Annotated in this window: 26 protein-coding genes; 10 read left to right on the plus strand and 16 right to left on the minus strand. The window is 72.8% G+C overall.

All coding sequences use genetic code 11. The annotated features are described in order from the left end of the window. A partial coding sequence (locus IEZ12_RS11615) for an SMI1/KNR4 family protein (RefSeq protein ID WP_229847443.1) occupies positions 1-335 on the minus strand: 335 nt, incomplete at its 3' end. A 238-nt stretch (positions 336-573) separates the two neighbouring features. Here IEZ12_RS11615 and IEZ12_RS11620 point away from each other — a divergent pair. Continuing rightward, entirely contained in the window at positions 574-1,155 is a 582-nt protein-coding gene (locus tag IEZ12_RS11620) for a DUF4937 domain-containing protein (RefSeq protein ID WP_268250246.1), read from the plus strand. Between the two features lie 167 nt (positions 1,156-1,322). On the opposite strand, the gene IEZ12_RS38220 is transcribed toward IEZ12_RS11620, so the two are convergent. Next, positions 1,323-1,472: a DUF1963 domain-containing protein gene (locus IEZ12_RS38220; protein ID WP_229847444.1), complete on the minus strand. Its 150-nt coding sequence runs from the start codon at positions 1,470-1,472 to the stop codon at positions 1,323-1,325. 558 nt (positions 1,473-2,030) lie between these two features. Between IEZ12_RS38220 and IEZ12_RS11630 the strand changes: the two genes are divergently transcribed. Further along, the gene (locus tag IEZ12_RS11630; protein WP_189271967.1) at positions 2,031-3,854 is read left to right on the plus strand and encodes a CocE/NonD family hydrolase; all 1,824 of its coding nucleotides are present in this window, start codon (positions 2,031-2,033) and stop codon (positions 3,852-3,854) included. 89 nt (positions 3,855-3,943) lie between these two features. On the opposite strand, the gene IEZ12_RS11635 is transcribed toward IEZ12_RS11630, so the two are convergent. From IEZ12_RS11635 to IEZ12_RS11660, 6 genes are all read right to left on the minus strand, one after another. Beyond that, positions 3,944-4,489 carry a hypothetical protein gene (locus IEZ12_RS11635; protein ID WP_229847445.1) on the minus strand — a complete coding sequence of 182 codons (546 nt, stop codon included), beginning with the start codon at positions 4,487-4,489 and terminating at the stop codon, positions 3,944-3,946. Between the two features lie 95 nt (positions 4,490-4,584). After that, on the minus strand, positions 4,585-5,343 hold the full coding sequence (locus IEZ12_RS11640; RefSeq protein WP_189271968.1) for a DUF5710 domain-containing protein: 759 nt from the start codon (positions 5,341-5,343) through the stop codon (positions 4,585-4,587). A gap of 106 nt (positions 5,344-5,449) precedes the next feature. Beyond that, a complete protein-coding gene (locus IEZ12_RS11645; protein WP_189271969.1) occupies positions 5,450-6,100 on the minus strand; it encodes a hypothetical protein in 651 nt (216 codons plus the stop codon). 102 nt (positions 6,101-6,202) lie between these two features. Continuing rightward, positions 6,203-6,826 (minus strand): sigma-70 family RNA polymerase sigma factor, encoded by a 624-nt coding sequence (locus IEZ12_RS11650; RefSeq protein ID WP_189271970.1) that lies wholly within the window; start codon positions 6,824-6,826, stop codon positions 6,203-6,205. A gap of 144 nt (positions 6,827-6,970) precedes the next feature. Next, positions 6,971-7,720 (minus strand): PE-PGRS family protein, encoded by a 750-nt coding sequence (locus IEZ12_RS11655; protein ID WP_229847446.1) that lies wholly within the window; start codon positions 7,718-7,720, stop codon positions 6,971-6,973. A 135-nt stretch (positions 7,721-7,855) separates the two neighbouring features. Beyond that, complete coding sequence (locus IEZ12_RS11660) at positions 7,856-8,239, minus strand: response regulator (RefSeq protein ID WP_373295464.1); 384 nt, start codon at positions 8,237-8,239, stop codon at positions 7,856-7,858. A 169-nt stretch (positions 8,240-8,408) separates the two neighbouring features. On the opposite strand from IEZ12_RS11660, the gene IEZ12_RS11665 reads away from it, so the two are divergent. Beyond that, positions 8,409-9,179: a COG4705 family protein gene (locus tag IEZ12_RS11665; RefSeq protein WP_189272095.1), complete on the plus strand. Its 771-nt coding sequence runs from the start codon at positions 8,409-8,411 to the stop codon at positions 9,177-9,179. 62 nt (positions 9,180-9,241) lie between these two features. Here IEZ12_RS11665 and IEZ12_RS11670 read toward each other — a convergent pair whose 3' ends face one another. Then, positions 9,242-9,763: a cysteine/serine endopeptidase inhibitor gene (locus IEZ12_RS11670; RefSeq protein WP_189271971.1), complete on the minus strand. Its 522-nt coding sequence runs from the start codon at positions 9,761-9,763 to the stop codon at positions 9,242-9,244. A 346-nt stretch (positions 9,764-10,109) separates the two neighbouring features. Continuing rightward, on the minus strand, positions 10,110-10,700 hold the full coding sequence (locus IEZ12_RS11675) for a transposase (RefSeq protein WP_189272096.1): 591 nt from the start codon (positions 10,698-10,700) through the stop codon (positions 10,110-10,112). Between the two features lie 150 nt (positions 10,701-10,850). Here IEZ12_RS11675 and IEZ12_RS11680 point away from each other — a divergent pair, with 150 nt between their 5' ends. After that, on the plus strand, positions 10,851-11,513 hold the full coding sequence (locus tag IEZ12_RS11680) for a hypothetical protein (RefSeq protein WP_373295467.1): 663 nt from the start codon (positions 10,851-10,853) through the stop codon (positions 11,511-11,513). A 240-nt stretch (positions 11,514-11,753) separates the two neighbouring features. Beyond that, the gene (locus IEZ12_RS11685; RefSeq protein ID WP_189271973.1) at positions 11,754-12,062 is read left to right on the plus strand and encodes a hypothetical protein; all 309 of its coding nucleotides are present in this window, start codon (positions 11,754-11,756) and stop codon (positions 12,060-12,062) included. 149 nt (positions 12,063-12,211) lie between these two features. Here the strand turns inward: IEZ12_RS11685 and IEZ12_RS11690 are convergent, their stop codons facing one another. Then, positions 12,212-12,718: a DUF4188 domain-containing protein gene (locus IEZ12_RS11690; RefSeq protein ID WP_189271974.1), complete on the minus strand. Its 507-nt coding sequence runs from the start codon at positions 12,716-12,718 to the stop codon at positions 12,212-12,214. A gap of 92 nt (positions 12,719-12,810) precedes the next feature. Between IEZ12_RS11690 and IEZ12_RS11695 the strand changes: the two genes are divergently transcribed. From IEZ12_RS11695 to IEZ12_RS11705, 3 genes are all read left to right on the plus strand, one after another. Beyond that, the gene (locus IEZ12_RS11695; protein WP_189271975.1) at positions 12,811-13,461 is read left to right on the plus strand and encodes a MerR family transcriptional regulator; all 651 of its coding nucleotides are present in this window, start codon (positions 12,811-12,813) and stop codon (positions 13,459-13,461) included. Positions 13,462-13,585: 124 nt separating this feature from the next. Beyond that, the gene (locus IEZ12_RS11700; protein ID WP_189271976.1) at positions 13,586-13,870 is read left to right on the plus strand and encodes a hypothetical protein; all 285 of its coding nucleotides are present in this window, start codon (positions 13,586-13,588) and stop codon (positions 13,868-13,870) included. Positions 13,871-13,917: 47 nt separating this feature from the next. After that, entirely contained in the window at positions 13,918-15,504 is a 1,587-nt protein-coding gene (locus tag IEZ12_RS11705) for a serine/threonine-protein kinase (protein ID WP_189271977.1), read from the plus strand. An 18-nt stretch (positions 15,505-15,522) separates the two neighbouring features. Here IEZ12_RS11705 and IEZ12_RS11710 read toward each other — a convergent pair whose 3' ends face one another. Further along, entirely contained in the window at positions 15,523-15,909 is a 387-nt protein-coding gene (locus IEZ12_RS11710) for a hypothetical protein (protein ID WP_229847447.1), read from the minus strand. After that, positions 15,906-17,165 (minus strand): benzoate/H(+) symporter BenE family transporter, encoded by a 1,260-nt coding sequence (locus tag IEZ12_RS11715; protein ID WP_189271978.1) that lies wholly within the window; start codon positions 17,163-17,165, stop codon positions 15,906-15,908. Before IEZ12_RS11715 ends, IEZ12_RS11710 begins: the two co-directional genes overlap by 4 nt. A 253-nt stretch (positions 17,166-17,418) precedes the next feature. Between IEZ12_RS11715 and IEZ12_RS11720 the strand changes: the two genes are divergently transcribed. After that, positions 17,419-18,621 (plus strand): GDSL-type esterase/lipase family protein, encoded by a 1,203-nt coding sequence (locus tag IEZ12_RS11720; RefSeq protein ID WP_189271979.1) that lies wholly within the window; start codon positions 17,419-17,421, stop codon positions 18,619-18,621. A gap of 7 nt (positions 18,622-18,628) precedes the next feature. Here the strand turns inward: IEZ12_RS11720 and IEZ12_RS11725 are convergent, their stop codons facing one another. The 3 genes from IEZ12_RS11725 to IEZ12_RS11735 form a co-directional block, all read right to left on the minus strand. Further along, positions 18,629-19,246: a VOC family protein gene (locus IEZ12_RS11725; RefSeq protein ID WP_189271980.1), complete on the minus strand. Its 618-nt coding sequence runs from the start codon at positions 19,244-19,246 to the stop codon at positions 18,629-18,631. 76 nt (positions 19,247-19,322) lie between these two features. Then, positions 19,323-20,006: a response regulator gene (locus IEZ12_RS11730; RefSeq protein ID WP_189271981.1), complete on the minus strand. Its 684-nt coding sequence runs from the start codon at positions 20,004-20,006 to the stop codon at positions 19,323-19,325. After that, positions 20,003-21,217, minus strand: coding sequence for a sensor histidine kinase (locus tag IEZ12_RS11735; RefSeq protein ID WP_189271982.1), 1,215 nt, complete (start codon positions 21,215-21,217; stop codon positions 20,003-20,005). The genes IEZ12_RS11730 and IEZ12_RS11735 overlap by 4 nt, the downstream gene beginning before the upstream one ends. A 291-nt stretch (positions 21,218-21,508) precedes the next feature. On the opposite strand from IEZ12_RS11735, the gene IEZ12_RS38225 reads away from it, so the two are divergent. Further along, on the plus strand, positions 21,509-22,448 hold a 940-nt coding region (locus IEZ12_RS38225; RefSeq protein WP_229847448.1), incomplete at its 3' end, for an MMPL family transporter.

Consider the following 22,448-nt stretch of genomic DNA (forward strand, 5'->3'; position numbering starts at 1 on the left):
GGGAACATCGGATACGGGCACTCGTCGCAGTCCCCGTCCAGATAGGCCTGGGCCAGGGAGGCACAGTACCCGTAGGGGTCCGTCGTGTAGTAGAGGAACCCCTCGAAGCCGAGCGGCTGCCCGATCTTGGGAGTGGGCGCTGTCGATGGTGCGTAGATGTGCAGCTCGCCTCTGATGCTGACCATCCCGTACCGGTCGATGAACGCCCGGTAGTCCGCAGGAAGTTGAAAACCGAGCACCTCGGGCCCGAGCTCCCACGGGACGGGGACCACTCCGCCCGCAGGCGGCGGCCCGATCACCGTGCCGAGCCGGTCCAGCAACTCCTCGATGCCCACGCCCACTCCCGTCAGCCACCCCTTTCACCGATGATCGCGCAACCACGCCAGAAGCTTCCACCCGCGGACCACCAAGCTCGATCGGCTACGGCCGGGCGGGCGCGGCTCCGCCTCGGGCCGTACGTCGATGGTCCCAATTGGCGGTGTCCGTAGGCCGATTGACGTCGGTCCGGGTCTGCGATCGATCATGTGTTGCGTCGGTTCGTCGGGCGCGTGACGGCTGGAAGGCAGGCTGCACATGTGGGGCAAGTGGATTGGCTGCGAGGTTCCGGTGGCCGCGCGGGGGCGGTTCTCCGCAGCTCAGGAGGACTGGTCGACGATCAGTGACCAGCTGGGCCTGGTCGGACAGTTGGGCGGCTGGGATCCGGCCACCGGCCGTGCACAGCTGCTCGGGTTGTGGACCGACGAAGCCGCCTACCGTCGCTTCATGCGCGAGCGGCACGACACCGTGACCGTCGGCAACCAGCAGCGCGCCGGCTGCACCGCGATCGACATCGCCACCGGTGGGACCGTCCTCGCCATGGCGGGGGACGTCGCCGACCTGCCGCACGCGCTCGAACACGCCGCACTCCTGCGGGTCGCCGACTGCCGTACGCTGCCCGGCCGCGAGGAGCACTTCCTCGAAGTCCAGCGCGAGGTGTGGGCGCCGGGCATGGCAGCGGCGGGGGCATGCTGGCCGGGGTCGTCGTCCAGCTCGAAGCGCACCGCTACCTGGTCACGACCCTGTGGTCCGGCGCTGCCGCCCACCAGCGCTACACAAGCCGGCATCTGCCGGCCCTGCGCTCCCGCGCCGCCCTCGATGGTGATGTTCAGTCGATGACCGGCCATGTGCTGCCGTTGGAAGCGACCTGGCGCATCAAGCCGACGGAGTCGCGGTAGGTGCGCCAACCCCGTTCAGGGTGGCCACGGCCGTGACCTGGTCGAGCTCGAACGCAGGCGTCCTGTCTCAGTCCACCCGACCCGTGACGGAGCCGGTCCAGTTCCGGCTCAACAGCAACGCATGCTCGCCTCGGCCTTGCTGAAGTCCCCCGCCGCGACTGCCTTCGCCGGGATCGTGAAGTACACCGTCCCTGCGTCGCCCCAGCCCCATCCGAGCTCGACGTCCTCGGCGAGCTGGAGCAGATGGACCGGGCCCATCGGCGTCGCGAGGGGTCACCGGGGATGCGTACGACGTGTCCGGCCAGCCGAGGCACAGTGGCGCCCGGCGGTGTTCCCGTCGAAGTCGCCCAACTCCGTGAGGATGAACGACGCCGCGCCCCAGTGCGCGGTCGGGTCGAACTCGACATCCAGGGCGGGACCGCCGAGCCGGCACCGGCCGGGACGGTGCCCGTCGAGGACTCCAGCCGGAAGCCGCGGCGAGCCATCGCCGCGAACTGCGGGCCGGATCGCTCGCCGCGCCGTTCGCTGCAGGCTCGGTACCTGTCGACAGGGCCGTCGAATTCCATCCCGGCATCCTCTCGACTTCCGCCACGTGCCGAACAACTGCCGCCCGAGGACGAGAAGCACGCAGTCGAGGTCTGCCTCGAACGCCCGCCGACTTCACCGCCGAGCGAGGCGGTCGTCGCGGAGAGCGATCACCCCACTCGATCGGGTACGACTGGCCTCGGTTCCGTTTCGACGCGTTTGCCCTGGTCCATGATCCGCCTGCACGGTGCCCGCTCGGGCACATCAGCCTTTCAGGAAAGGGCAGTTCGTATGACTATCGAAAATGGAGACCCGATTCCGGCGGTCACCGGGGCGACCCTCGCCGACATCGCCGAGAACGGCATCTGGCGCGGTGCCAGTCTCGACATCAATCCGGCGGTGCTCGCCGTCGCCCAGGCCCTCCTCGCTGCTCTCCAAGGCACCGCGCCCACCGCGGAACTCCCCGAGGAACTGCGCGAGACGGTGGTCGCCGTCCGCCGGCAGGCCGCGGCCGCGATCCAACGCGTCCCCGTGGCCGACGACGTCAGCCTCTCCGTGTTCACGATCAAGCAGAACACCGCGGAACCGCGCCCGGTGGTGATCGTCCCGGCCGGCTGGAACCCCTTCGGCTGGCTGCCCTTCATGGTCGGGTACCTCTCGCTGGCGGCGCGCGGCTACCACGTGCTGGCGTACACGCCGCGGGGCATGGGCCAGCCGGGGATCTACTACTCCTCCGACGGGTTCATCGAGGTCGCGGGCCCGGACGACCGGTTGGACGGGTCGAAGATGATCGACCACGCGGAGGGGCTGTTCGCGCCGAACAAGGTCGGCCTCATGGGATTGTCCTACGGCTCCGGGATCAGCCAGCTGGTCGCCGCCCACGACGAACGGGTCGCCGCCGTGGCCGCCCTCAGCACCTGGGGCAACCTCGCCACCAGCCTCTACGACAACGGCACTCGGCACCTGGAGGCCGTCAAGCTGCTGATCGGCTTCACCGGGGCCGGGAAGGACGAGGAGGCGCAGAAGGCGAAGTTCACCGAGGACACCTGGCGCATCCTCCAGAACTTCCTGAACGGGCGGGAGATGGAGGAGGTGGTCGACTGGGGCACCCGGCGCTCCCCCGAGACCTACGTCCACCTCACCAACGCCCGGAACGTCCCGACGTTCTACTCCAACACCTGGCACGAGAGCCTGTTCCCCGCCGCCGAGGCGATCGCCACCTTCGAGCAGCTCACCGTCCCCAAGCACCTGAACCTGTGGATCGGCGATCACGGCGCCCCGGAGGGCTTCGGCATCACCGGCTTGCCGAGCATCGGCATGCCCCTCGACGAACAGCTGCGCCCGATGGCCGAGGCCTACGCCTGGCTGGACCACCACCTGCTCGGCAAGCCCACCGAGGTGCCGACCTGGCCGGTGGTCAACAGCCAGGTCATGTTCACCTACGAGACCAAGGGGACCATCGGCGGCGGCCGGAAGATCACCAAGCCGGCGCGCCGCGAACCGCTCCGCTCCTGGTCCGAGGCCACCACCAGCACCGAGGCCTGGTACCTGAGCGGCACCAACGGCAACGGCGACGGCGCCCTGTCCGACAAGCCCTCCGCCGACTGGACCAGGGCTTTCACCGCCGGTCACCTCACCACCGCCATCGCCATGGACGAGATCATGGGCACCGGCCAGAAGGAGTGGTCCGGCAGCCCGAAGCCCTACGACCCGGCCGGCTTCGACCGCAACCGGCTCCTGGTGTGGTCCACCGATGAACTGGCCGACGGCCGCCGTATCCGCGGCGCCGCCACCGTCCGCCTGGGCCTTCGCGTCGAGGAGGGCGACGCCGCGACCCTGGTCGCGTACCTCTTCGACGTGGCCCCGGACGGCAGCGCCCGGATCATCACCCACGAGCCCTTCACCGCCACCGGCCTGACCCCCGGCACTGATCGGACCGTCCAGTGGACGCTCCAGCCCACCGCCTACGACCTCGCCGACCGCCACCGCCTCGCCCTGGTCGTCAACAGCCGCGACCCCCTCTACTCCTTCGCCAACGAGGAGAACGGCACCGACCGCATCACCGTCACCTCCCTGGCCAAGGAAGAAGCCGTCCTCGAACTCCCCCTCGGCTGACCGGACCACCGCGCACGGAACGGGCGGGGCGGACAGCCGTCCACCCCGCCCGTTCGCACACCGGGTCCCGGCGCTCCGTCCGCGGGCTCTCAGTGTCCGCCCGGCCCCTGCGGCAGCGGAGTCGCGGGGCCCGTCAGGGACTCGGCGAAGGCGGTCAGCGCAGCGAAGTCCTCCTCGCGCAGCCCCTTGAGCGGGCTCACGTAGTGCAGCAGCGCCGGCCCCGGGTGGTGCGCGGCCACGAACGCCTCGTCCTCGGGGCCCAACTCGTCGTCCACCCAGGCGAACGGGCGCCCGGCGGCGTGGTCGATCAAGGTCTGCGTCTTCCAGTGCACGCCGTCCGGCCGCTCCTGGAAGAGCACCTCCGAGAAGTCGACGTACGGCAGCTCCGGCAGGCCCACCACCGGTGCGATCCACTCGTTGGCGCCGGCCATCCACGTGGTGGCCCACCAGAGTTCGTAGTCCAGCGCCGACAGCCCCGTGCCGTGCCGCGGGTCGAGCCAGACCCGCCACGGCTCCGGCTCGTGCGGCACCTCGATCACCGTGAACCCGTCCAGCGGCTGGTCGAACAGCGGAGCGGCGTACGGGTTCAGCGGGCCGTCGACGTCCAGGTACAGCAGCGGCAGCAGCGGCTTCACGGTGACTCCCCCGGTCGTTCCCTTGGTCGTTCGCTCGGTCGTTCCCTCGGTCCGGACAGTATCGTCCGACGATCAGGCGATCGGAGCGGAACCGGCTACCGGCTGTGACGCGCCCCGGTTCGGCCTTCGCATTCGAACTGGCGGGGTACTCCGCCGGCCTCCGCCCGCAGGACGTCCCGGGCGAGGTCGGCGCGGGTGGCGGCGTCCGGCGGCGGGGCGAGGGTGATCCCGGCGTCGATGAGGATGCTCAGGTCGAGTGTCCAGGTGGTGCGCGAACGAGCCTGCCAGAGTTCGAACGCCTCGGCGATGTGCCGGTCGGCCTGATCGGGCGTCAGGCCGGTGACCTTGATCAGGTGGGCCCGGGCCTGCGGTGCGAGGCCCCGGACCTGTGCGAGGCCGAAGTGCGTCACGGTGTGGCAGTCGGTGCACAGGCAGATCAGTCGCTTGAGGGTCTGGACCTGGCGCGCCCGGTCGTACGTCCACCGCTCGTGGGCCTCCAGCCGGCGTTGCGCTTCGCGGTCCTGGCCGGCCCCGCAGGCCTCGCAGCGGTTCTGGGCCCGGGCGTAGATCATCCGGCGGAGCCGGTCCCAGTCCTGCTGGGCGACGCACGAGCGGACGTTGGTGAACCAGCAGCTGCTGGGCACCAGGTCCACGAACAGGCCGCTGCCCAGGGAGCGGTCCTCGCCCGGGAGCAGCCGGGGGACGTCCGCCCGGGCGGCCCAGCGTTCCAGACCCGCGATGCCGGGCCGCGGCGAGTACCACCGGCGGGCCGCCTGGTCCCATCGCGCTCCGGCGGCCTTGGCCGCGTCCTTCTCGGCGAACGGAACGTCCAGCCAGATCCGCTCAACTGCCATCCCTGGGCTCCTCGTTGTCGACACCGCAAGCAGGCACGACCACACCTTAGGGACTGGCCCGTCGACGGGCCGGGCAGTTGATCGAAGGTGTCCGTCCGATCGCCGATCAGGATCGGAGCACGCGCGACAACTCGCCGACCGGTGCCAGCACGTGTCCGCCGCCGCCGGCGCACCACCACACGGCCGCGCCGTCCCGCTGCGAGCCGTGGACGCCGAGGTCGTGTCGGGGGCACACCGGCCAGACCTGCCAGGTCCGTTCGAGCAGGCTCTCCTGGATCAGGATCGCCAGGCCGGTCAGCGCCGTGACCGGGTCTTCGCACCCGCTCGGCAGGATGCGGCCGCCCCGGTCGAGCCGCTCGCCGTCGGCGAGACGGACACCGGCCCCCGCCGGGAAGCCGATCTCCAGAAGCTCGATCTCCGGTTCGCCCTCGATCCCCCGCGTGGGCAGGTCGCGGGCCACGATCCGCAGCGCGGCCCGCAACGTCTCCAGCCGCTCGGGCACCAGGTCGAACCCGGGCTCGAACCCCACCTCGTCCAGCATGCGCCGCGCCAGCGCCGCCATCTCCGGCGGCGACACCTCGGCCGGATTCCGCTCGACGACCTCCAGAACGGCATCGGCACGCGGAAACCAGTCCAGCAGCGCGCAGGCGAGCGCGACGACCTGCCGCGGGTCGAGGTCGTCCGCGCGCAGGCCGAGGTGGACCTCTCGCTTCAACTGCTCGACATCCGCCCCGTACTCGCCCACCGCGTCACTCACCGGCCCAGTATCCCGACGCGACGCGGCCCGTGCGTCACGGTTTCAGCAGGACGTCGGGGGCACCGGGCGGATCGGTCCGGCGCCCCCGTTCCAGGTCTCCGGTCAGGCCGCGCAGCCGACCGGTGGGCGGTCGGCGTGTTCGGCGTCGGCGAGTTTGCGGATGAGGACGGCGCGGGCGCGGTTGACCCGGGAGCGGACGGTGCCGATCGGGCAGCCGGTGAGTTCGGCGACCTCCTCGTAGGGGAGGCCGAGCAGGGCGGTCAGGACGAAGGCGTCGCGGCGTTCGGCGGGCAGGGCGTCGAGGAGTTCGCCGAGGGCGATGCCCTCGTCGAAGCCGGGCAGGTGGTGGGGCTGGACCTGTTCGGCGGCGCTCTGCCAGTCGTCGGTGTCGAAGAGTCGGGGTCGGCGGGCCGCGAAGCGGTAGCGGTCGACGACGGTCCGGCGGGCGATGGACAGCAGCCAGGTGCGGGCCGAGGAGCGGCCCTCGAAGCGGGGCAGGCTGCGCAGCGCCCGCAGGTAGGTGTCCTGGGTGAGGTCGTCGGCGGCCTGGGGTTCGCCGCTGAGGTGGGTGACGAAGCGTCGGACGTCGGGGCGGGTGGCGCGGACGAACCGTTCCACGGCGGCCGGGTCGCCGCCGCGGGCGGCCAGTGCCCAGGCGGTGACGGTGGGGTCGTCGGCACGTGTCCGTCCGGTGACGGAACGTGACGCGGTCAGGGCGGGAGTCATCTCCGGGTGTCCTTGCTCGGAAGACGGATGCGGCCGGGGCGGGCCGCGAGGCCGGCCGGGGGCGCACGCCGACGGGCACCGTCCGCCCGGCGGGCGTGCGGTGGTGACGGTGGGCGGGGCGGTTCCCCGGGTGTGACGGGGCCGTCAGGCGACGGCGGCCACCGCCGGCGGTCCTCGAGTGGCGAGCGAGTGGACGAGCAGCCGCGACCGGGGCCGGCGGGCCTCGGCGCGGGGCCGGCGCCGTCGCAGCGGCGGGCGGACGGGCCGGACGATGCCGAGCAGCAGCAGGACGGGGGCGAACAGGCGGGCCGCGACGGTCCGGGCCAGCCCGTGGACGGCGCGTTCGCCGGCCGCCAGCCAGAGGCCGAGCAGCAGCGCGGCCAGCAGGTGGGCAGCGAGCATGCCGACACCGTTGTGCTGCCCGGCGCCCATCGCCATGGCGTGGTGCGCCATGCCGGGCATCGCGGCCGGGTCGGCGAGCGCGGCGGCCGCTCCGCCGCCGGGGATCGCCCCGGGGTCGAGGCCGGCGGCCTCGACCAGTCGGGCGGCCTGTTCGTCGGTCAGCGGCCCGGCGTTGCACAGCAGCAGGTGCGCCCAGCGGGCGGCGAGGCCGTCGGGGACGGGCGCGGCGGCTTCCGGCACGGCCCGGCCGAGCGAGAACAGGGTGTGCAGGGCGGCCTGGACGCCGACGGTCAGCGCGGTGACCAGCAGCGGGCCGCGTTCCCGGCGCGCCGTCAGCCATCCGAGCACGGCCGTACCGCCGAGCGCGGCGGCCAACACCGGAGCGGCCACCGGCCGACCGGACATCAGCACGTGCGCCACGGCGGCGAGCAGCACGCAGCCGACCGCGAACACCGCGGCCCGACCTGCCCGTACCACTCGCCCTGCGTCCATGACAGGCCCATCGTCGCACCCCTCACACCCGCCGAACGCCGGCCTCCCCCACCCCCGCGAACATGACGAGCGTCACACCACCCGGCCGGGAACCGGACCCCCTCGCCCGACGACAGCCGGTACGGGCGTGTTGCGTCAGCGGCCGCCCGGCGACGGGGCGGTGCCGGGCAGTCGGGTGCGGAAGGTGGCGCCGGCGCCGGCGGCCTCGATGCGCAGGGTGCCGCCGTGCAGGGTGGCGATGTCGCGGGCGATCGCCAGGCCGAGGCCGGCCGCATCCCACTCGCCGTCCTTGGCGGTGAGCACCAGGATCCCGGCGTCGCTGCCGGCGGCCCGCAGTCGCGAGCAGACCCGGTAGCCGTTGGGGCCGGGCAGCATGATGTCGAGGATGCTCACGTCGTAGCAGTGCCCGGTCGCCCGGGCCAGGCCGGTCAGGCCGCCGTGGACGACGTCGACGTCGAACCCCTCGGCCTCCAGGCCGAGTTCGACCGCCCGGGCGAGCCGCTGTTCGTCCTCCACCACCGGTACGCGTCTTCAGGTCTTCAGCTTCCCTTCAGCTCGGCCCGGCCATGCTGCTGAGCGGCCGTGCTGCCGGGGCCGTGCTGCGGACCGGCCCGGCCGCCGACACGACCGCGCGCGGCCCTGCCGCGCCACGGAGAGGAGTGCCGCCGCTGTGGGCGCCACGACGACGATGACCGGGACCGACGCGCCGGGCGGGCTTCGCTCCGCGCCGCCGTGGAGCAAGGTGCCGCAGGTGACGGCCGGTTTCTGGGTGGTGAAGGTGCTGACCACCGGGATGGGCGAGACCACCTCCGACTACCTGGCGCGCACGCTCGGGCCGATCCCGGCGGTGGCGGGCGCGACGGTGCTGCTCACCGCGGCGCTGTTCGCGCAGGCGCGGGCGGGCCGCTACCGGCCGGCCGTGTACTGGGCGGCGGTGGTGATGGTCAGCGTGTTCGGCACCATGGCCGCCGATGTGGCGCACGTGGCGCTGGGCGTCCCGTACGCGGTCTCGGCCGGGGCGTTCACGGTGGCGCTGGCCGCGGTGTTCCGGCTCTGGCGTCGCACCGAGGGGACGCTCGCGGTGGAGTCGGTGCGCGGCGGGCGGCGGGAGGTCTTCTACTGGGCGGCGGTGCTGGCGACGTTCGCCCTGGGCACGGCCGTCGGCGACCTGACGGCGGCCACCCTCGGCTGGGGCTACCTGCCGTCCGGTCTGCTGTTCGCCGCGCTGATCGCGGTCCCCGCGCTCGGCCACCGACTGCTGCGGCTGCCGTCGGTCCTGGCGTTCTGGTGGGCGTACGTGCTGACCCGGCCGCTCGGCGCGTGCTTCGCCGACTGGGCCGGGGTGAGCCGGGAGCGCGGCGGACTGGATCTGGGCACCGGCCCGGTGAGCCTGGTGCTGGCCGTGGTGATCGTGCTGGCGGTCCTCGCCCTGGCGGTCGGCGAGCGCAGGCGCCGCTGACGGCTCGTCACACCGTGCCGTCCGGTGCCCGCACACTGCCGTGCGGGCACCGGACGGTCGGCCTAGAAGCCGGTGAGCGGGGCGTCCAGCGGGGTGGCCGCGCCGCCGACGGAGCCGGTGACCGGGGCGCTCAGGGCGACAGTCTGCCCGCTGAGCGCGGTCTTCACGAACTGCCAGCTGATGCCGTTGATGACGCCCTGGCTGAGCGGGGCGAACTGGGCGAAGGCGGGCTGGCTGAGGTCGAGGTGGGTGGAGGCGCAGGACGGGCACTGGTCCTTGACCGGCAGGGTGAGGGTCTTGCCCTTGTAGGTCACCTTCACCGAAATGCCCTTGCAGAGCGGGTCGTTGTTCGGGTTGGCGGTGGTCCACCAACTGGCGGGGACGGCCACCAGCAGCTGGGTGCCGGCGTTGATCTGGGTGCCGCAGGCGCCGTAGCCGGTGTCGTTGAAGTAGGTGGCCATGCCGGTCATCGGCTGGTTGATCGGTATCGCGGCACTGGCGGAGCCGGCGCTCAGCACGAGCAGGGCGGCCGCGGCGAGCGGGACGCCCGCCAGCATCCTCAGGTTCCTACGGGTGGCACGCATGGTTCCTCCGCTTCTCGGCGCTCGGCGTGGCAGCGGCAACTCACCGAACTCCGAAGGGAGTTCGGCGATCGCCCGGCCACCGGGAGGCACCGAACCTACGGAAGCAACCGTTCGTGGTCCACACTTCCGACATGTTGTCATGGACACGAGTCGGTAAACTTTGCGACCCGCCGAGACTCTGTTGCCCTATTCGGGCTCGTTGATCAGGCCACGAGTTGGTGGGCGAGTCGGGTGAGTCGGCCGGTCCGGGAACGTCGGAGGTCTTCGGCCCAGTGAGCGTCGAGCCGGATGATGTTGATCGCAGCGGCGGAGTAGGCGTGCTGGAGGCTGGTCCCAACTGATCGTTTCAGAATGAGGTTCGGAGCCGTCGCAGGCAGATGATGCTGCAAGCGAGTTGGAGAAGGCTCTCGTGGAGGTCGGCGCGTATCTCGTAGCGGATCCGCAGGCGCTTGAACTGGTGCAGCCAGGCGAAGGTCCGCTCGACCACCCACCGGGTCTTCCCGAGCCCGGAGCCGTGGGCGACGCCGCGTCGGGCGATCCGTGGAGTGATGCCGCGCCGCCGCAGGATGCGGCGGTACTTGTCGTAGTCGTATCCGCGGTCGGCGAAGACGTGCGAGCCGTCGATCGCCGCGTCGTCCAGCTCCAGCAGGCCCGCCATCCGCAGCTCCGCCAGAAGAACCTCGTGCAGACGAGGCCACAAGCCGGCCTCGGTCCAGTCCCGCAACTGCCGCCAGGCCGTCACACCGCTGCACCCAGTCCGCTCCGCGGGCACGTCCCGCCGGCTCACACCCTTGCACAGCACGTACACGATGCCGCGAAACGCGGCACGGTCATCCGCCGGCAACCGCCCGGGGTAGCGGCGACGGCGCGGCGGGTGCGGTGGCAGCAGCGGCGCCACCCGCTCCCGCAAGTCATCAGGCACAAGATCATCCAACACGAGCAGCACCCTGCCGCCCCAATCCCCCAACTGCCGAGCCCCAGAACCAAACTCGTTCTGATCGACCAGTCGTCCCCGGTGCCGGCCATGGCCCGGGCCCCGAAACCAGTACCGGCATCTGCGGCCAGGTCAGTAGAGTCCGGCGCCATGATGGCAGCCACTTCCGCATCGCCCGTCCCGGTCGCACCGACCGGTCTGACCCCGAGAGCCCGGAGGTTCGTCGAGACGGAGGGCGTCCGGGTTTTTCGGCGGGACCTCGAGCGGTATCGCGGTGCCTGGACCGAGCACGGCGTCCCGGCTGCGGAGATCGATCGCGCGGTGGCCTACGAGGCGCGATGGGGCGGTCTGGCGCTGCCGCCAGCGCCGTTCTACGAGAGCGGGCCCCGCGTCCTGGGCGCGGACGTTCCGGAGGGCTCGGCCACCGAGGGCTGGTGGATCCCGGCCGGAGACTCCCGCTGCTCCACGGCCTACGGATTCCTGCTCGGCCCCGGCGGCGAGTTCGGCATCGACGGCTTCCGCTGGACGCCGCTGCACGCCAGCACCGAAGGCTGGGTGGAGTCGCTGGCACTGGCCGCCCACGCGCGCCGCTGGGCCAGGACCGTAACCCGGATCACCGGTGAGGCCGTCGACTCCGTGGACCTCAAGGGCTACGTACCGGTGCCCGAAGTGCAGGGCCTGACCGACTCCTGGTGGCGGGGCAGCAACTCACTCATCGCCCTCTACCGGGGCGAGGCCGTCAGCCTGGACGCGCCGCAGTGCCTCGAAGCTCACGTCTACCGCGGCCTCGACCGCCACGGCCTCACCGGCGGCTGACCACAGCGAACAAGGAGTCTCCGAAGCGCCCTCCCCAGCATCAGCATCCGCATCCGCAGGCAAGCCGCGAACACCTGAGGCATCCCGAGCGAGCATGCCGCAGTCAACCGGCGAGCGGGTGGGAGTTGGTCTCCGCGCGGCAACGGTGCTGTTTCTCGTCCTGGTCTCTTCAACGAGGTCGAGGCTTGGTATCTTGCTCCGACTTTCGATCAGTGTTGAGGCCAGGGGACCGTCATGGGCATGCGCCAACCGACCGGGGCCGCGTTCGCCGTCACCGATTCCAACGGTGACCGGTTCTTCGTGGATGTCGTGAAGTCCGGCCGAATCAACCGGCCAGTGAAGAACTTCATCGCCGGGACCATGGCCGCGCGCTGGATGATCAGCATGATCGGTCACCGGGGCGTCTTTCGCGGCGGCTGGAGCGTGCTGGTGTTCGCCTCCGATCGCAGGACTCTCGTCCACAAGGTTCGATGCCAGAGCCGCGAGCGGGCGGCCGAACTCGGTCAGGAGGTTCAGGCCCGCGGGCTGACGGTCCTCGCCGCTGTGTAGATACTCAGGGCATCTGAGGACGTCGTCGGCCGGGCAGGGCCCGGACCTTCGCATGATTGCCCCACCCGGTCAGCACGTTGTTCTCCACGCCAAGCAGGCCGAGCGGGCCCCTTGCCCCGAATTGAGCAACAGCGTCCGCCGACCGGGCCTCAACCGTCGGTCGGCTCCTCGACCCCGTGCGCGAGACGCTGCCGGGCGGTCGCGCCGCGGCGCTCGATCGGCAGGGTGCCGGTGGCGGCGCCGAGGCCGTACGGGGGCATGTCGCCGTAGATCGACTCGTACGAGCCGGGCGGGACGATGTACGTCTCGTGCCAAATGCCCACGTGCTGACGGGACTTGCGCTCGAATCGGTTGATCATCGCCCAGGCCTTGCGGTGCAGCTTCTGCGGTGCGGAGGCGTAGGCGAGCAGCTTCTCCTCCGACTCCCAGTACTGGACCACGTAGTAGGTGCGCGGCGAGCCGCTGAGCAGCTGGTAGCCGAGCAGGCCGCTCTCCGGGTCGCGGGAGAGTTCGCGCAGCATCCGCGGCATCCCGAGGAAGACCGGGAACCAGTGGTGCGGCGCCCAGAAGTGGTTGATCCGCATGCCGATCAGGAAGAGGACGACCTTCCCTTCGGCGGCTGCGGTGGTGCGGCCCGGTATCGGCTTGGCGAACACGACGACCCCCTTTCGTCGGGCCGTCCATGATTGGATAGCCCCACTCATCAATGGCTTGGATAGTGACACTCACCGATGGAGGGCACAAGGGGATGCGCCTGGCGGATCTCAGCGAACACAGCGGCGTCTCCCTCGCCACCATCAAGTACTACCTGCGCGAGGGACTGCTCCCGCCGGGCCGTCGGATCAACGCCACCCAGGCCGAGTACGACGAGTCGCACCTGCGCCGGCTGCGGCTGGTGCGGGCGATGATCCAGGTCGGCCGGATCCCGGTGGCCACCGTCCGGGAGGTGCTCGCCCACGTCGACGACGATTCCCTCGGCCTCACCTTCCGCCTGGGCGCGGCCCTCTGGGCCCTGCCCCACCCCACCGAGCCGTCCTCCGACCCCGAGGACGACCCGTCGACCACCGCCGCCCACACCCTCGTCGCCGACCTCCTCGCCCGCCTCGGCTGGCGCACCACCTGCGAGGTCGGCGACCTCAACCCCGCCCACCGCGCCCTGGTGGCCGCCCTCGCCACCCTCGACCGCCTCGGCTACCCCCTGGACACCGACGACCTGCTCCCCTACGCCCGCACCATGGAACAGGCCGCCGCCTACGACCTCGACCGGATGGAAGTCCTCCCCACCCCCCGCGAACAGGCCGAATACGCCGTAGCCGGCGCCGTCCTCTTCGAACCCGTCCTCCTCAACCTCCGCCGCCTCGCCCAGGCCGAGGAATCCGGCCGCCGCTACGGGCTGTAGCCGCGACAGCCGTGGGCCTCGTGCACGACGTGGACGAGGTGCTGGGCGTCGCGATGATTGGGCGCCGCCCGGTCGGGCAGGCGTGGAGGTGGATCGGTCCGACGGCGGGAAGGGAGTCGGGGCCATGGACGAGACACCGCAGGGCGGTGCGGGCGGCGTGCCTGTGCCGGAGCGGGACCGGGGGGAGCAGCGCGCGGCGGGTGGTGGCGAGGAGCGGGTGGAGCAGCGTGAGGAGTACCGCGTCGACGGGCGGCCGCCGACCGTGACGCACGCCGGTGGGGCCGTGCCCATCGACACGCTGCGCAGGGAGCCCCGCGAGGCCCATCGCGCGGAGGGCCGTCCGCCGACCGTGACGCACGACTGGTCGGACGAGGAGGAGGCGCCCGCGCACCGCCGGCGGCGGAAGTAGCAGGTCCGGTGCGGGGGCTGTCCGCGCCTGCCCCTACGATGACCGCCATGATGACAGGGGGCCCGGGTGCCCAACTCGTGGACGGCCGTTTCGAGTTGCTGGGGCGGTTGGGCGGCGGCGGCATGGGCCTGGTGTGGCGGGCCCGGGACACCGTGCTGGAGCGCGAGGTCGCGCTGAAGGAGGTCCGGCCGCCGGACCCGGCGATGCTCGCCGCCGACCCGGCGGCGGCGTTCGAGCTGCGCGAGCGGGTGCTGCGCGAGGCCCGGGCGCTGGCCCGGCTCCAGCATCCGCACGTGGTGACCATCCACCACATCGTCGACACGCCCGAACTCCCGCACCCTTGGCTGGTGATGGAACTGGTGGCCGGCGGGTCGCTGCAGGACCGGCTGGCCCGCGGGCCGCTCTCCCCGCAGGAGGCGGCCCGGATCGGCCGCGGCGTCCTCTCCGCCCTGCGGGCCGCGCACGCCGCCGGCATCCAGCACCGGGACGTCAAGCCCGCCAACGTCCTGCTGCGTGCCGACGGCACTCCGGTGCTCACCGACTTCGGCATCGCCGCGCTCAGCGAGTCCACCAGCCTGACGGCGACCGGCGCGCTGATCGGCTCGCCCGAGTTCATCGCCCCCGAGCGGATCCGCGGCCACGAGGGCGACCCGTCCTCCGACCTGTGGTCGCTCGGCATGACGCTGTACGTCGCCGTCGAAGGCCACCACCCGCTGCGCCGCGCCACCAGCATCGCCACCCTGGCCGCCGTCCTGGACGAGCCGCTCCCGCCGCCGCGGCACTCCGGCCCGCTCGGCGCCACCCTGGTCGCGCTGCTCTCCCGCGACCCGGCCGACCGCCCCGGCCCCGACCAGTTGGACCGCCTGTTCGCGGCCGCCGAGCAGAACGTCGACGGCACCCTCGACGGCGGGACGTTCGCGCCGACCCAGCTGAACTCCCCCGCGCCCTGGACCGCCACCGAACTGAACGCCACCACCGCGCAGTTGACCGCCCGTCGGCGACGCCGGGGCCCGCTGCTGGCCTCGGCGGTGGCCGTCGTCGCGGCGGTCGGCCTGCTCGGCTGGTCGCTCAACGGCGGCGGGCTGCACCTTCCCGGCCGCAACCGCGCCGCCGACTCCGCCCCGCAGACCCTCCCCGACGCCGGAGCCGGTTCCGGAGCCGGTTCCGGGGCCGGTGCCGACGGCGTCACCGCCACCGATCTGCTCACCCCCGACGGGGCCCGCGGCCTGGTCGAGGCGATCGGCTCGGCCACCGGCGGCGCGACCGTCACCCAACTGGTGATCCGCTCCGAGTTCGCCACCGCCCGAGTCGTGACCAAGGACAACCCCAAGCACTACGACGACCTCACCTACCGCTCCGGCAGGATCACCAGCAAGCCCGGCGGCACCCTCGCCGCCAAGGAGAAGCCGGTGGACCTCGGCCGGGTCGACTGGACCCTGATCCCGGCCGGCCTGGCCAAGGCCCGGACCGAGCTGGGGGTCTCCGCCCCCAAGTCCCCCTACCTGATCGTGGACTACGGCTGGTTCGCCGACGAGATCACCCTGCGCTACTACCTCTCCGACGACTACGGTGGCGGCGGCTACCTCAGCACCGGCGCCACCGGCAAGGTCCTCAAGGTCGCCAAGTCCGGCTGACGCCGCCGCACTTCGCGGTCAGTCCCCGATGAACCGCAGGTAGCTGCCCGGCGTCGTCGCGCACGCTTCGAGCATCGCGGCGAGGTCGAGCAGCGCCGACCTCCGGTACTCGGTGGGGCAGCGCTCGATCAGCGCCACGATCTGCCGGCCGGCCAGTTCGGCCTCCTGCTCGTTGATCACCGTGTCCCGGTACGGGTCCACCCGCCCGAGCACCCCCGAGCGGTGCGGGTCGAGCCCGCCCAACGCCAACGCCGGCCCTTCGCCGTACTCGTACGACGAACGCAGCACCGTGTCCTGGGCGCCCTTCCTCCGCCGGGGCCGCCCCGAGTGCAGTTCCAGCCCTGTTCCCACGGCCCCTTCCGCGTTCTCTGCCGAACCGGTGTCGGCGACCGCCTGGTCGATCACGGCCCGGCCGTGCGGTGCGGGCCCGGCTCCGTCGGGGTCCGGCGGGCGGTGAGGATCGCATGGGTGGCGAGGCCGAACAGCAGGCCCCAGAAGGCGGAGCCGATGCCGAACAGGGTGGTGCCGGAGGCGGCGGCGAGCAGGGTCACCACGGCGGCGTCGCGGCCGGGTTCGGGGGCGAGGGCGGCGGCGAGACTGTTCTGCAGGGAGGCGAGCAGGGCGACGCCGGCGATCACCGCGACCAACTCCTTGGGCAGGCCGGTGAACAGGCCGACCAGCACGCCGCCGAAGCTGCCGACGAGGACGTACAGCGCGCCCGAGGACATGCCCGCGATGTAGCGGCGGCGCGGATCGGGATGGGCCTCCGGGCCGGAGCAGATCGCGGCGGTGATGGCGGCCAGGTTGACGCCGGGCGAGCCGAACGGGGCGAGCAGGACGGAGGCCGCGCCGGTGGCGCCGATCAGCAGCCGGTCGTCGGGCCGATAGCCGAACGCCCGCATCACGCCGAGCCCCGGCGCGTTCTGCGAGGCGAGAGTGACGATGGTGAGCGGCAGCGCCAGACCGACCATCGCCGACCAGGAGAACGCGGGAACGGTCAGCACCGGCACGGTCGGACCGCCGACGCCGGGGTGCAGCCGCAACCCGACCGTCGTCGCGGCGAGCACCCCGCCCACGACCAGGGCGATCACCACGGCGTAGCGCGGCGCGAGGCGCTTGGCGAGCAGGAACGCCGCGAAGCTCCCGACCACCAGCACGGGTGCGCCGTGCACGGCGCCGAAGATGCCGGTGCCGAACGAGAACAGGATGCCGGCCAGCATGGCATGGACGATGCCCTCGGGGACGGCGGCGATCAGCCGGCCGAACCACCCGGTGACACCGAACAGCGTGACGGCGACGGCGCTGACCAGGTACGCCCCGACGGCCTCCCGGTACGGGTAGTGGCCGAGGCTGGTGACCAGCAGCGCCGCACCGGGCGTGGACCAGGCGGTGACCACGGGCGTACGGGTCCACCAACTCAACCCGAACCCGGTCACCCCGCTGCCGATCGCCACCGCCCAGATCCAGGACGCGGTGTGCCCGGCATCCAACCGCCCGGCAGCGGCCGCCGCGAGCACCACCACCAGCGGCCCGGAGAACGACACCGCAACACACACCAGCCCGGCCAGCAGCGCGGGCCCGGACACATCCCGCCACAGCCTCCGGCGCGACGGGTCCTCCACCCCAGGAGCAGCTGGTCGGACCGTCAGATCGTCTGTCATCCGGGCAGTATCCCGAGGCTCCGAACGCGAGATGACGCCGGGTCAGCCAACCGGCCCCACCGGACACACCGGCGACCGCGACTGCCCACCCCGCGGCACCGCAGGCTTTGGCACCTGACCGCCGACACGGCCGGCGGACTGCCAGCCCACTCCGATCCGCTACCGCCATCAAGCCAATATCCATCACCACACGCAAGCTTGCCTAAGGTGCTTAGGAAACTGCATGATGAGCATAGGCGAACGAGGAGAGGCCATGGCAGCCGAAACTGAACCGACGAGCTCCGCGCAGGACACGCAGGACTTGATCACCACCCCCGTCACCGCACAGCTGCTGCGCGGTCACCTCGATCTGGAGGCGACGGCGCACGGGCTGTTGCCGCACCGGCTGCCGGCCGCGGCTCGGCGGCAGGTGCCGGATCGGCAGTTGGCCGTCGCGGAGGCGCAGCCGTCGGGGGTGCGGGTGGTGTTCCGGACGGCGGCGACCCGGATCGAGTTGGACGCGTTGCCGACCAGGCGGGCCTACCGGGGGTTTCCGCAGCCTGCCGACGGGGTGTACGACCTGCTGGTGGACGGTCGGTTGACGGCGCAGGCGACGGTGGCGGGCGGCAACCTGCGGACCGTGACGGATCTGGTGACGCAGGAGGCCGAGTTGACCGAGGGGCCGGTCGGCACCGCCCGGTTCGACGGGCTGCCGGGCCGGGCCAAGGACGTGGAGATCTGGCTGCCGCACACCGAGGTGACCGAGTTGGTCGCGCTGCGCACCGACGCACCGGTGGAGCCGCTGCCGGAGCGCGGGCGCCCGGTCTGGCTGCATCACGGCAGTTCGATCAGCCACGGCTCCAACGCCGCCCACCCGACCGGGACTTGGCCGGCCGTCGCGGCGGCGCGCGGCGGCGCGGAGCTGGTCAATCTGGGTTTCGGCGGCGGCGCGCTGCTCGACCCGTTCACCGCCCGCACGATCCGTGACGCCCGGGCGGACCTGATCAGTGTGAAGATCGGCATCAACCTGGTGAACAGCGACGCGATGCGGCTGCGCGCGTTCGGGCCGGCGGTGCACGGTTTCCTGGACACCGTGCGCGAGGGCCATCCGCACACGCCGCTGCTGGTGGTCTCCCCCGTCCTGTGCCCGCTGCACGAGGACACTCCGGGCCCGCTGATGCCGGACTTCACCGGCGGCTCGCTGCGGTTCAGGGCCACCGGCGACCCGGCCGAGCGCGCCGCCGGCCGACTGACGCTGACCGTGATCCGGGACGAGCTGGCCCGGATCGTCGGGCTGCGGGCCATGGCCGACCCGTACCTGCACTACCTGGACGGCCGCGAGCTGTACGGCGAGCGCGAGTACGCCGAACTCCCGCTGCCGGACGGGCTCCACCCGGACGCGGCCGCCCACCGCCGGATCGGCGAGCACTTCGCCCGGCTCGCCTTCGGCCCGAACGCACCGTTCGGCAGGGGCTGACGGCGCGTCAGGCCGCTGCGGCCCATTCGAAGCCGTCGAGGTCGGTGAACGCCGCCGTGCCGACGGCGTTCACGGTGAGCCGGTGCGAGCCGCTGCCGTCGGGGGCGACGCCGAGGTCCTTGGCGAGGGCGCGGCGGCGGTAGAGGGCGAGCTTGACGGGGCCGTCCCCGGCGTCGAACTCGGCGTAGGTGCGGCCGAAGCTCTTGGCGACGGTGAGGCCGTGTTCGACGTAGAAGCGCTTGGTGGCGGCGAAGTCGGCGACGCCGAGCAGCAGCACGAAGTCGTCGATGCGGCGGGTGGCGGGGCCGGTGTCCTTCTTGGCGGAGGTGGCGAGCTTCCAGATCGCGCCGTCGGGGGCCTGGACGACGCCGCCGTAGCCCCACAGCGACTTGGCGGCGGGCTTGAGCACGGTCGCGCCGGCGGCCGTGGCGGAGGCGACGAAGCTGTCGACGTCGGCGGGCCGGGGCACGGTGAGGGCGAGGGTGAAGCCGCGGAAGCCGGTGGTCGGCTCCGTCGCGGGGCGCAGCCGCAGCCGGGTGTCGTCGAGGTCGAACGCGTCGGCGTAGAAGCGGGCGGCGGCCTCGGGGTCGGCCACGTCGAGGGTCAGGGTGTCGATGATTGCCATGCCTCGACGGTAGGCGCGGCGGCCCGCCGGGGGCTTCTCGATTCCTGACCGTTCGAACGCCGCGCCCGCGCGGGTCTCAGGTCCGGCTGGGCGTGATCAGGCCCGATTCGTAGGCGGCGATGACGGCCTGCGCGCGGTCGCGGACGTCGAGCTTGGCGAACAGGCCGGTGATGTGGTTCTTCACCGTGGACGGGCTGATCTGCATGGCGTCGGCGATGGCGGTGTTGTCGAGGCCGGTGGCCATCAGCCGCCAGACTTCGCGTTCGCGCGGGGTGAGGTCGGTGGCGGCGGGGACGTCGGCGGTCGTCGGGGCGGGGCGCGGGGCCCGGACGTGGGTGGCGATCAGGCGGGTGAGCAGGCGGGGCGCGACCACGGCGTCGCCGGCGTGCACGGTGCGGATGCCGGCGGCGAGTTCCTCCGGGGAGACGTCCTTGGGCAGGAAGCCGTGGGCGCCGGCCCGCAGCGCGGCGACCACGTACTCGTCCAGGTCGAAGGTGGAGAGGGCGAGCACCCGGCAGTCGGGGAGGGTGCGGGCGAGTTGTTCGGTGGCGGCGACGCCGTCGAGGACGGGCATCCGCAGGTCCATCACCACCACGTCGGGGCGCAGGCGGTGGGCGAGGTCGACGGCCTGTTCGCCGTTCTCGGCCTCGCCGACCACCTCGAAGGACGGGTTCGGGGCGAGGATCAGCGTCAGTCCGCGGCGGACCAGGGGCTGGTCGTCGACGACCAGGACGCGGATCGCGGGGGCGGCGGCGTTCATGCGGGCACCTCTGTGTGCTGGAGCTCGGCCTCGGCCGTCTCGTCGGCGGTCAGGGGGAGTTCGGCGAGCACGGCGAAACCGCCGTCGGGGTGCGGGCCGCAGCTCAGGGCGCCGCCGTGCAGGGAGACGCGTTCGCGCATGCCGATCAGGCCGTGGCCGCCGCTCTCCCCCGCGCTGCCGCCGCCCGTACCGCCGCCGGCGCCGTCGTCGCGGACCGACACCAGGACGGCGTCCTGGCGGTACGTCAGGCGGACGGTGGCGCGAGCGGCGGGGCCGGCGTACTTGCGGGCGTTGGTCAGCGCCTCCTGGACGATCCGGTAGACCGTCAGGCCGAGGGTGGGCGGCAGCGGGCGCGGGGCGCCGTGGACGGCCAGTTCGGTGGGCAGGCCGGCCAGCCGGGAGTCGTCGACCAGCCGGGCCAGGTCGTCGGCGCCGGGCTGCGGGGCCGGCGGGACGGCGTCCGGTTCGTCGCCGGCCCGCAGCACGTCCAGCAGTTGGCGCATCTCGCGCAGCGCGAGCCGGCCGGAGGACTCCAGGGTGACCAGGGCGTCCCGGACCACCTCGGGGTCGGCGAGGTTGGCGCGGGCGCCGCCGGCCATCAGCTGCATGGTGGTGATGTGGTGGGCCACGATGTCGTGCAACTCCCGGGCGATGCGCCGCCGTTCGTCGGCGACCGCGCGGTCCGCCAGCAGTCGGCGGTTGGCGGCCACCTCGCGCTGCCAGCGGGCGACCACCAGGGCCGCGCCCGCCACCAGCAGCGCGGAGGCCGGCGCGGCGACCACGGCGTCCCAGGCAGGGACCCGGAAGTGGCTCTGGGTCACCACCGTCAGCGCCGAGGTGACGGCGACGGCCGCGGCGGTCACCCGGATCCGGCTCAGCCGGGCGAGGCTGAACAGCGCCACCATCAGGACCGCGCCGAAGTGGATGGCGACCGGCCCGGCCAGGTTGACGCCCACCTGGAGCACCAGGACGGCGGCGTACGTCGGCAGCGGGTGGGTGCGCCGGAACAGCAGCGGCAGCCCGGAGAGCAGGGCGAGCAGGAAGCCGGGCACGTTGGAGCCGCCGGTGACCGCCGTGGACAGCAGGTAGCCGATCAGGTCCAGCAGGCCGGCGCCGACGGCCACCAGGGCGTCGTTCCGGCTCCACGGCAGGCCGTCCGGCCGGCGGCGCGGCTGCCCGCCCGTGTCCCCGTCTCCCCGGTGCCCGCGCATGTCCCGTCTCCCCGTCGCCGGGTCGCCCCCGGTCGCTGATCAGCAGTGATGCGGCCATTCTCGCACCGCGCCGACGGGCCGGTCGTGGCCCCCCGGGGCCATCGGGCACTGGGAGCAGGGTCCTGGGTCCGGGCGGGCGGCGGGAGCCGGGCCCCCGGTGCGGATCGTCCGCCGCCCCGACGCCCCGGGCCCCTGCTGCCTGATGGGCTGTGAACAGGCCGGGAAGTCCCGGCATCGGCACCGACGTTCATGTCCACCGGGGACGTGCGCGTCCATCAGCGGGAGGGTTTCGTGATCCGCGCACTGACCGGATTCGCCACCAGGAACGCCTGGAAGGTCATCGCCCTGTGGGCGGTCGTCGGGATCGGGCTGACGTTCCTCAGTCCGCTGCTGTTCTCCCGGGTCGTCCAGTCGCAGACCGGGGACTTCCTGCCCCGCAGCTACGACTCGGCGGCCGCGCTGCGGATCGCCGAGGACCACTTCGGCCTCGACCCGGACGCCACCGTCGTCACCGTGCTGGTCGCCCGCACCGACGGCCGGGCGCTCACCGACGGCGACCAGCAGCGGATCGAGGCCGGCGCGGCCCGGCTCGGCGAGCGGCGCGTCGCCATGCCGAGGCTGCCCGACGAGCCGTCCTTCCTGCTGCCCGACCACTCGCAGACCCCGCGGGTCGCCCCGGCGATGCTCGCCCCCGACCGCAGCTTCGAGCTGCTCGCCGTCGCCATGACCGGCGACACCAACGACCAGGGCGTGCAGAAGGTCTACAAGGCCTTCCGGGACAGCGCCCGCGCCGAGTTCGCCGGGGCCGGGATGCGCACCGGGTTCACCGGCGGCCTCGCCGACGCCAGTGACAGCGCGGACGCGAACCGGACGGCCGCGGCCGTCGGCGGTGCGCTGCTCATGGGCCTGATCGTGCTGCTCAACGTGCTGGTGTTCCGCAGCGTGCTGGCGGCGGTGCTGCCGCTGCTCGCCGTCGCGATCATCGGCGGCGCGGCCGGCGGGGCGGTGGCCGGGATGGCGGCGCTGACCGGGCTGAAGCTGGCCCCGTCGACCCAGAGCCTGATCTCGGTGGTGCTGCTCGGCATCGGCGTCGACTACCTGCTGTTCCTGCTGTTCCGGTTCCGCGAGCAGCTGCGGGCCCGGCCCGACCAGCCCGCCCGGGAGGCCGCCGCCGAGGTCTCGGGCCGGGTCGGCACCGCGATCACCTCCGCCGCGCTGACCATCGTCGCGG

The sequence above is a fragment of the Kitasatospora griseola genome, from assembly GCF_014648555.1.
GTDB lineage: Bacteria > Actinomycetota > Actinomycetes > Streptomycetales > Streptomycetaceae > Kitasatospora > Kitasatospora griseola.

Bases quoted from the DNA above. Each gene is read 5' to 3' on its own strand.
- IEZ12_RS11630 (WP_189271967.1), top strand. From the start codon at position 2,031: ATGACTATCGAAAATGGAGACCCGATTCCGGCGGTCACCGGGGCGACC.
- IEZ12_RS11620 (WP_268250246.1), top strand. From the start codon at position 574: ATGTGGGGCAAGTGGATTGGCTGCGAGGTTCCGGTGGCCGCGCGGGGG.
- IEZ12_RS11700 (WP_189271976.1), top strand. From the start codon at position 13,586: ATGGACGAGACACCGCAGGGCGGTGCGGGCGGCGTGCCTGTGCCGGAG.
- IEZ12_RS11665 (WP_189272095.1), top strand. From the start codon at position 8,409: ATGACCGGGACCGACGCGCCGGGCGGGCTTCGCTCCGCGCCGCCGTGG.
- IEZ12_RS11725 (WP_189271980.1), bottom strand. From the start codon at position 19,246: ATGGCAATCATCGACACCCTGACCCTCGACGTGGCCGACCCCGAGGCC.
- IEZ12_RS11685 (WP_189271973.1), top strand. From the start codon at position 11,754: ATGCGCCAACCGACCGGGGCCGCGTTCGCCGTCACCGATTCCAACGGT.
- IEZ12_RS11670 (WP_189271971.1), bottom strand. From the start codon at position 9,763: ATGCGTGCCACCCGTAGGAACCTGAGGATGCTGGCGGGCGTCCCGCTC.
- IEZ12_RS11720 (WP_189271979.1), top strand. From the start codon at position 17,419: ATGGCAGCCGAAACTGAACCGACGAGCTCCGCGCAGGACACGCAGGAC.
- IEZ12_RS11715 (WP_189271978.1), bottom strand. From the start codon at position 17,165: ATGACAGACGATCTGACGGTCCGACCAGCTGCTCCTGGGGTGGAGGAC.
- IEZ12_RS11705 (WP_189271977.1), top strand. From the start codon at position 13,918: ATGATGACAGGGGGCCCGGGTGCCCAACTCGTGGACGGCCGTTTCGAG.
- IEZ12_RS11730 (WP_189271981.1), bottom strand. From the start codon at position 20,006: ATGAACGCCGCCGCCCCCGCGATCCGCGTCCTGGTCGTCGACGACCAG.
- IEZ12_RS11640 (WP_189271968.1), bottom strand. From the start codon at position 5,343: ATGGCAGTTGAGCGGATCTGGCTGGACGTTCCGTTCGCCGAGAAGGAC.
- IEZ12_RS38220 (WP_229847444.1), bottom strand. From the start codon at position 1,472: ATGGGCCCGGTCCATCTGCTCCAGCTCGCCGAGGACGTCGAGCTCGGA.
- IEZ12_RS11655 (WP_229847446.1), bottom strand. From the start codon at position 7,720: ATGGACGCAGGGCGAGTGGTACGGGCAGGTCGGGCCGCGGTGTTCGCG.
- IEZ12_RS11650 (WP_189271970.1), bottom strand. From the start codon at position 6,826: ATGACTCCCGCCCTGACCGCGTCACGTTCCGTCACCGGACGGACACGT.
- IEZ12_RS11735 (WP_189271982.1), bottom strand. From the start codon at position 21,217: ATGCGCGGGCACCGGGGAGACGGGGACACGGGCGGGCAGCCGCGCCGC.
- IEZ12_RS11680 (WP_373295467.1), top strand. From the start codon at position 10,851: ATGGCAGCCACTTCCGCATCGCCCGTCCCGGTCGCACCGACCGGTCTG.
- IEZ12_RS11695 (WP_189271975.1), top strand. From the start codon at position 12,811: ATGCGCCTGGCGGATCTCAGCGAACACAGCGGCGTCTCCCTCGCCACC.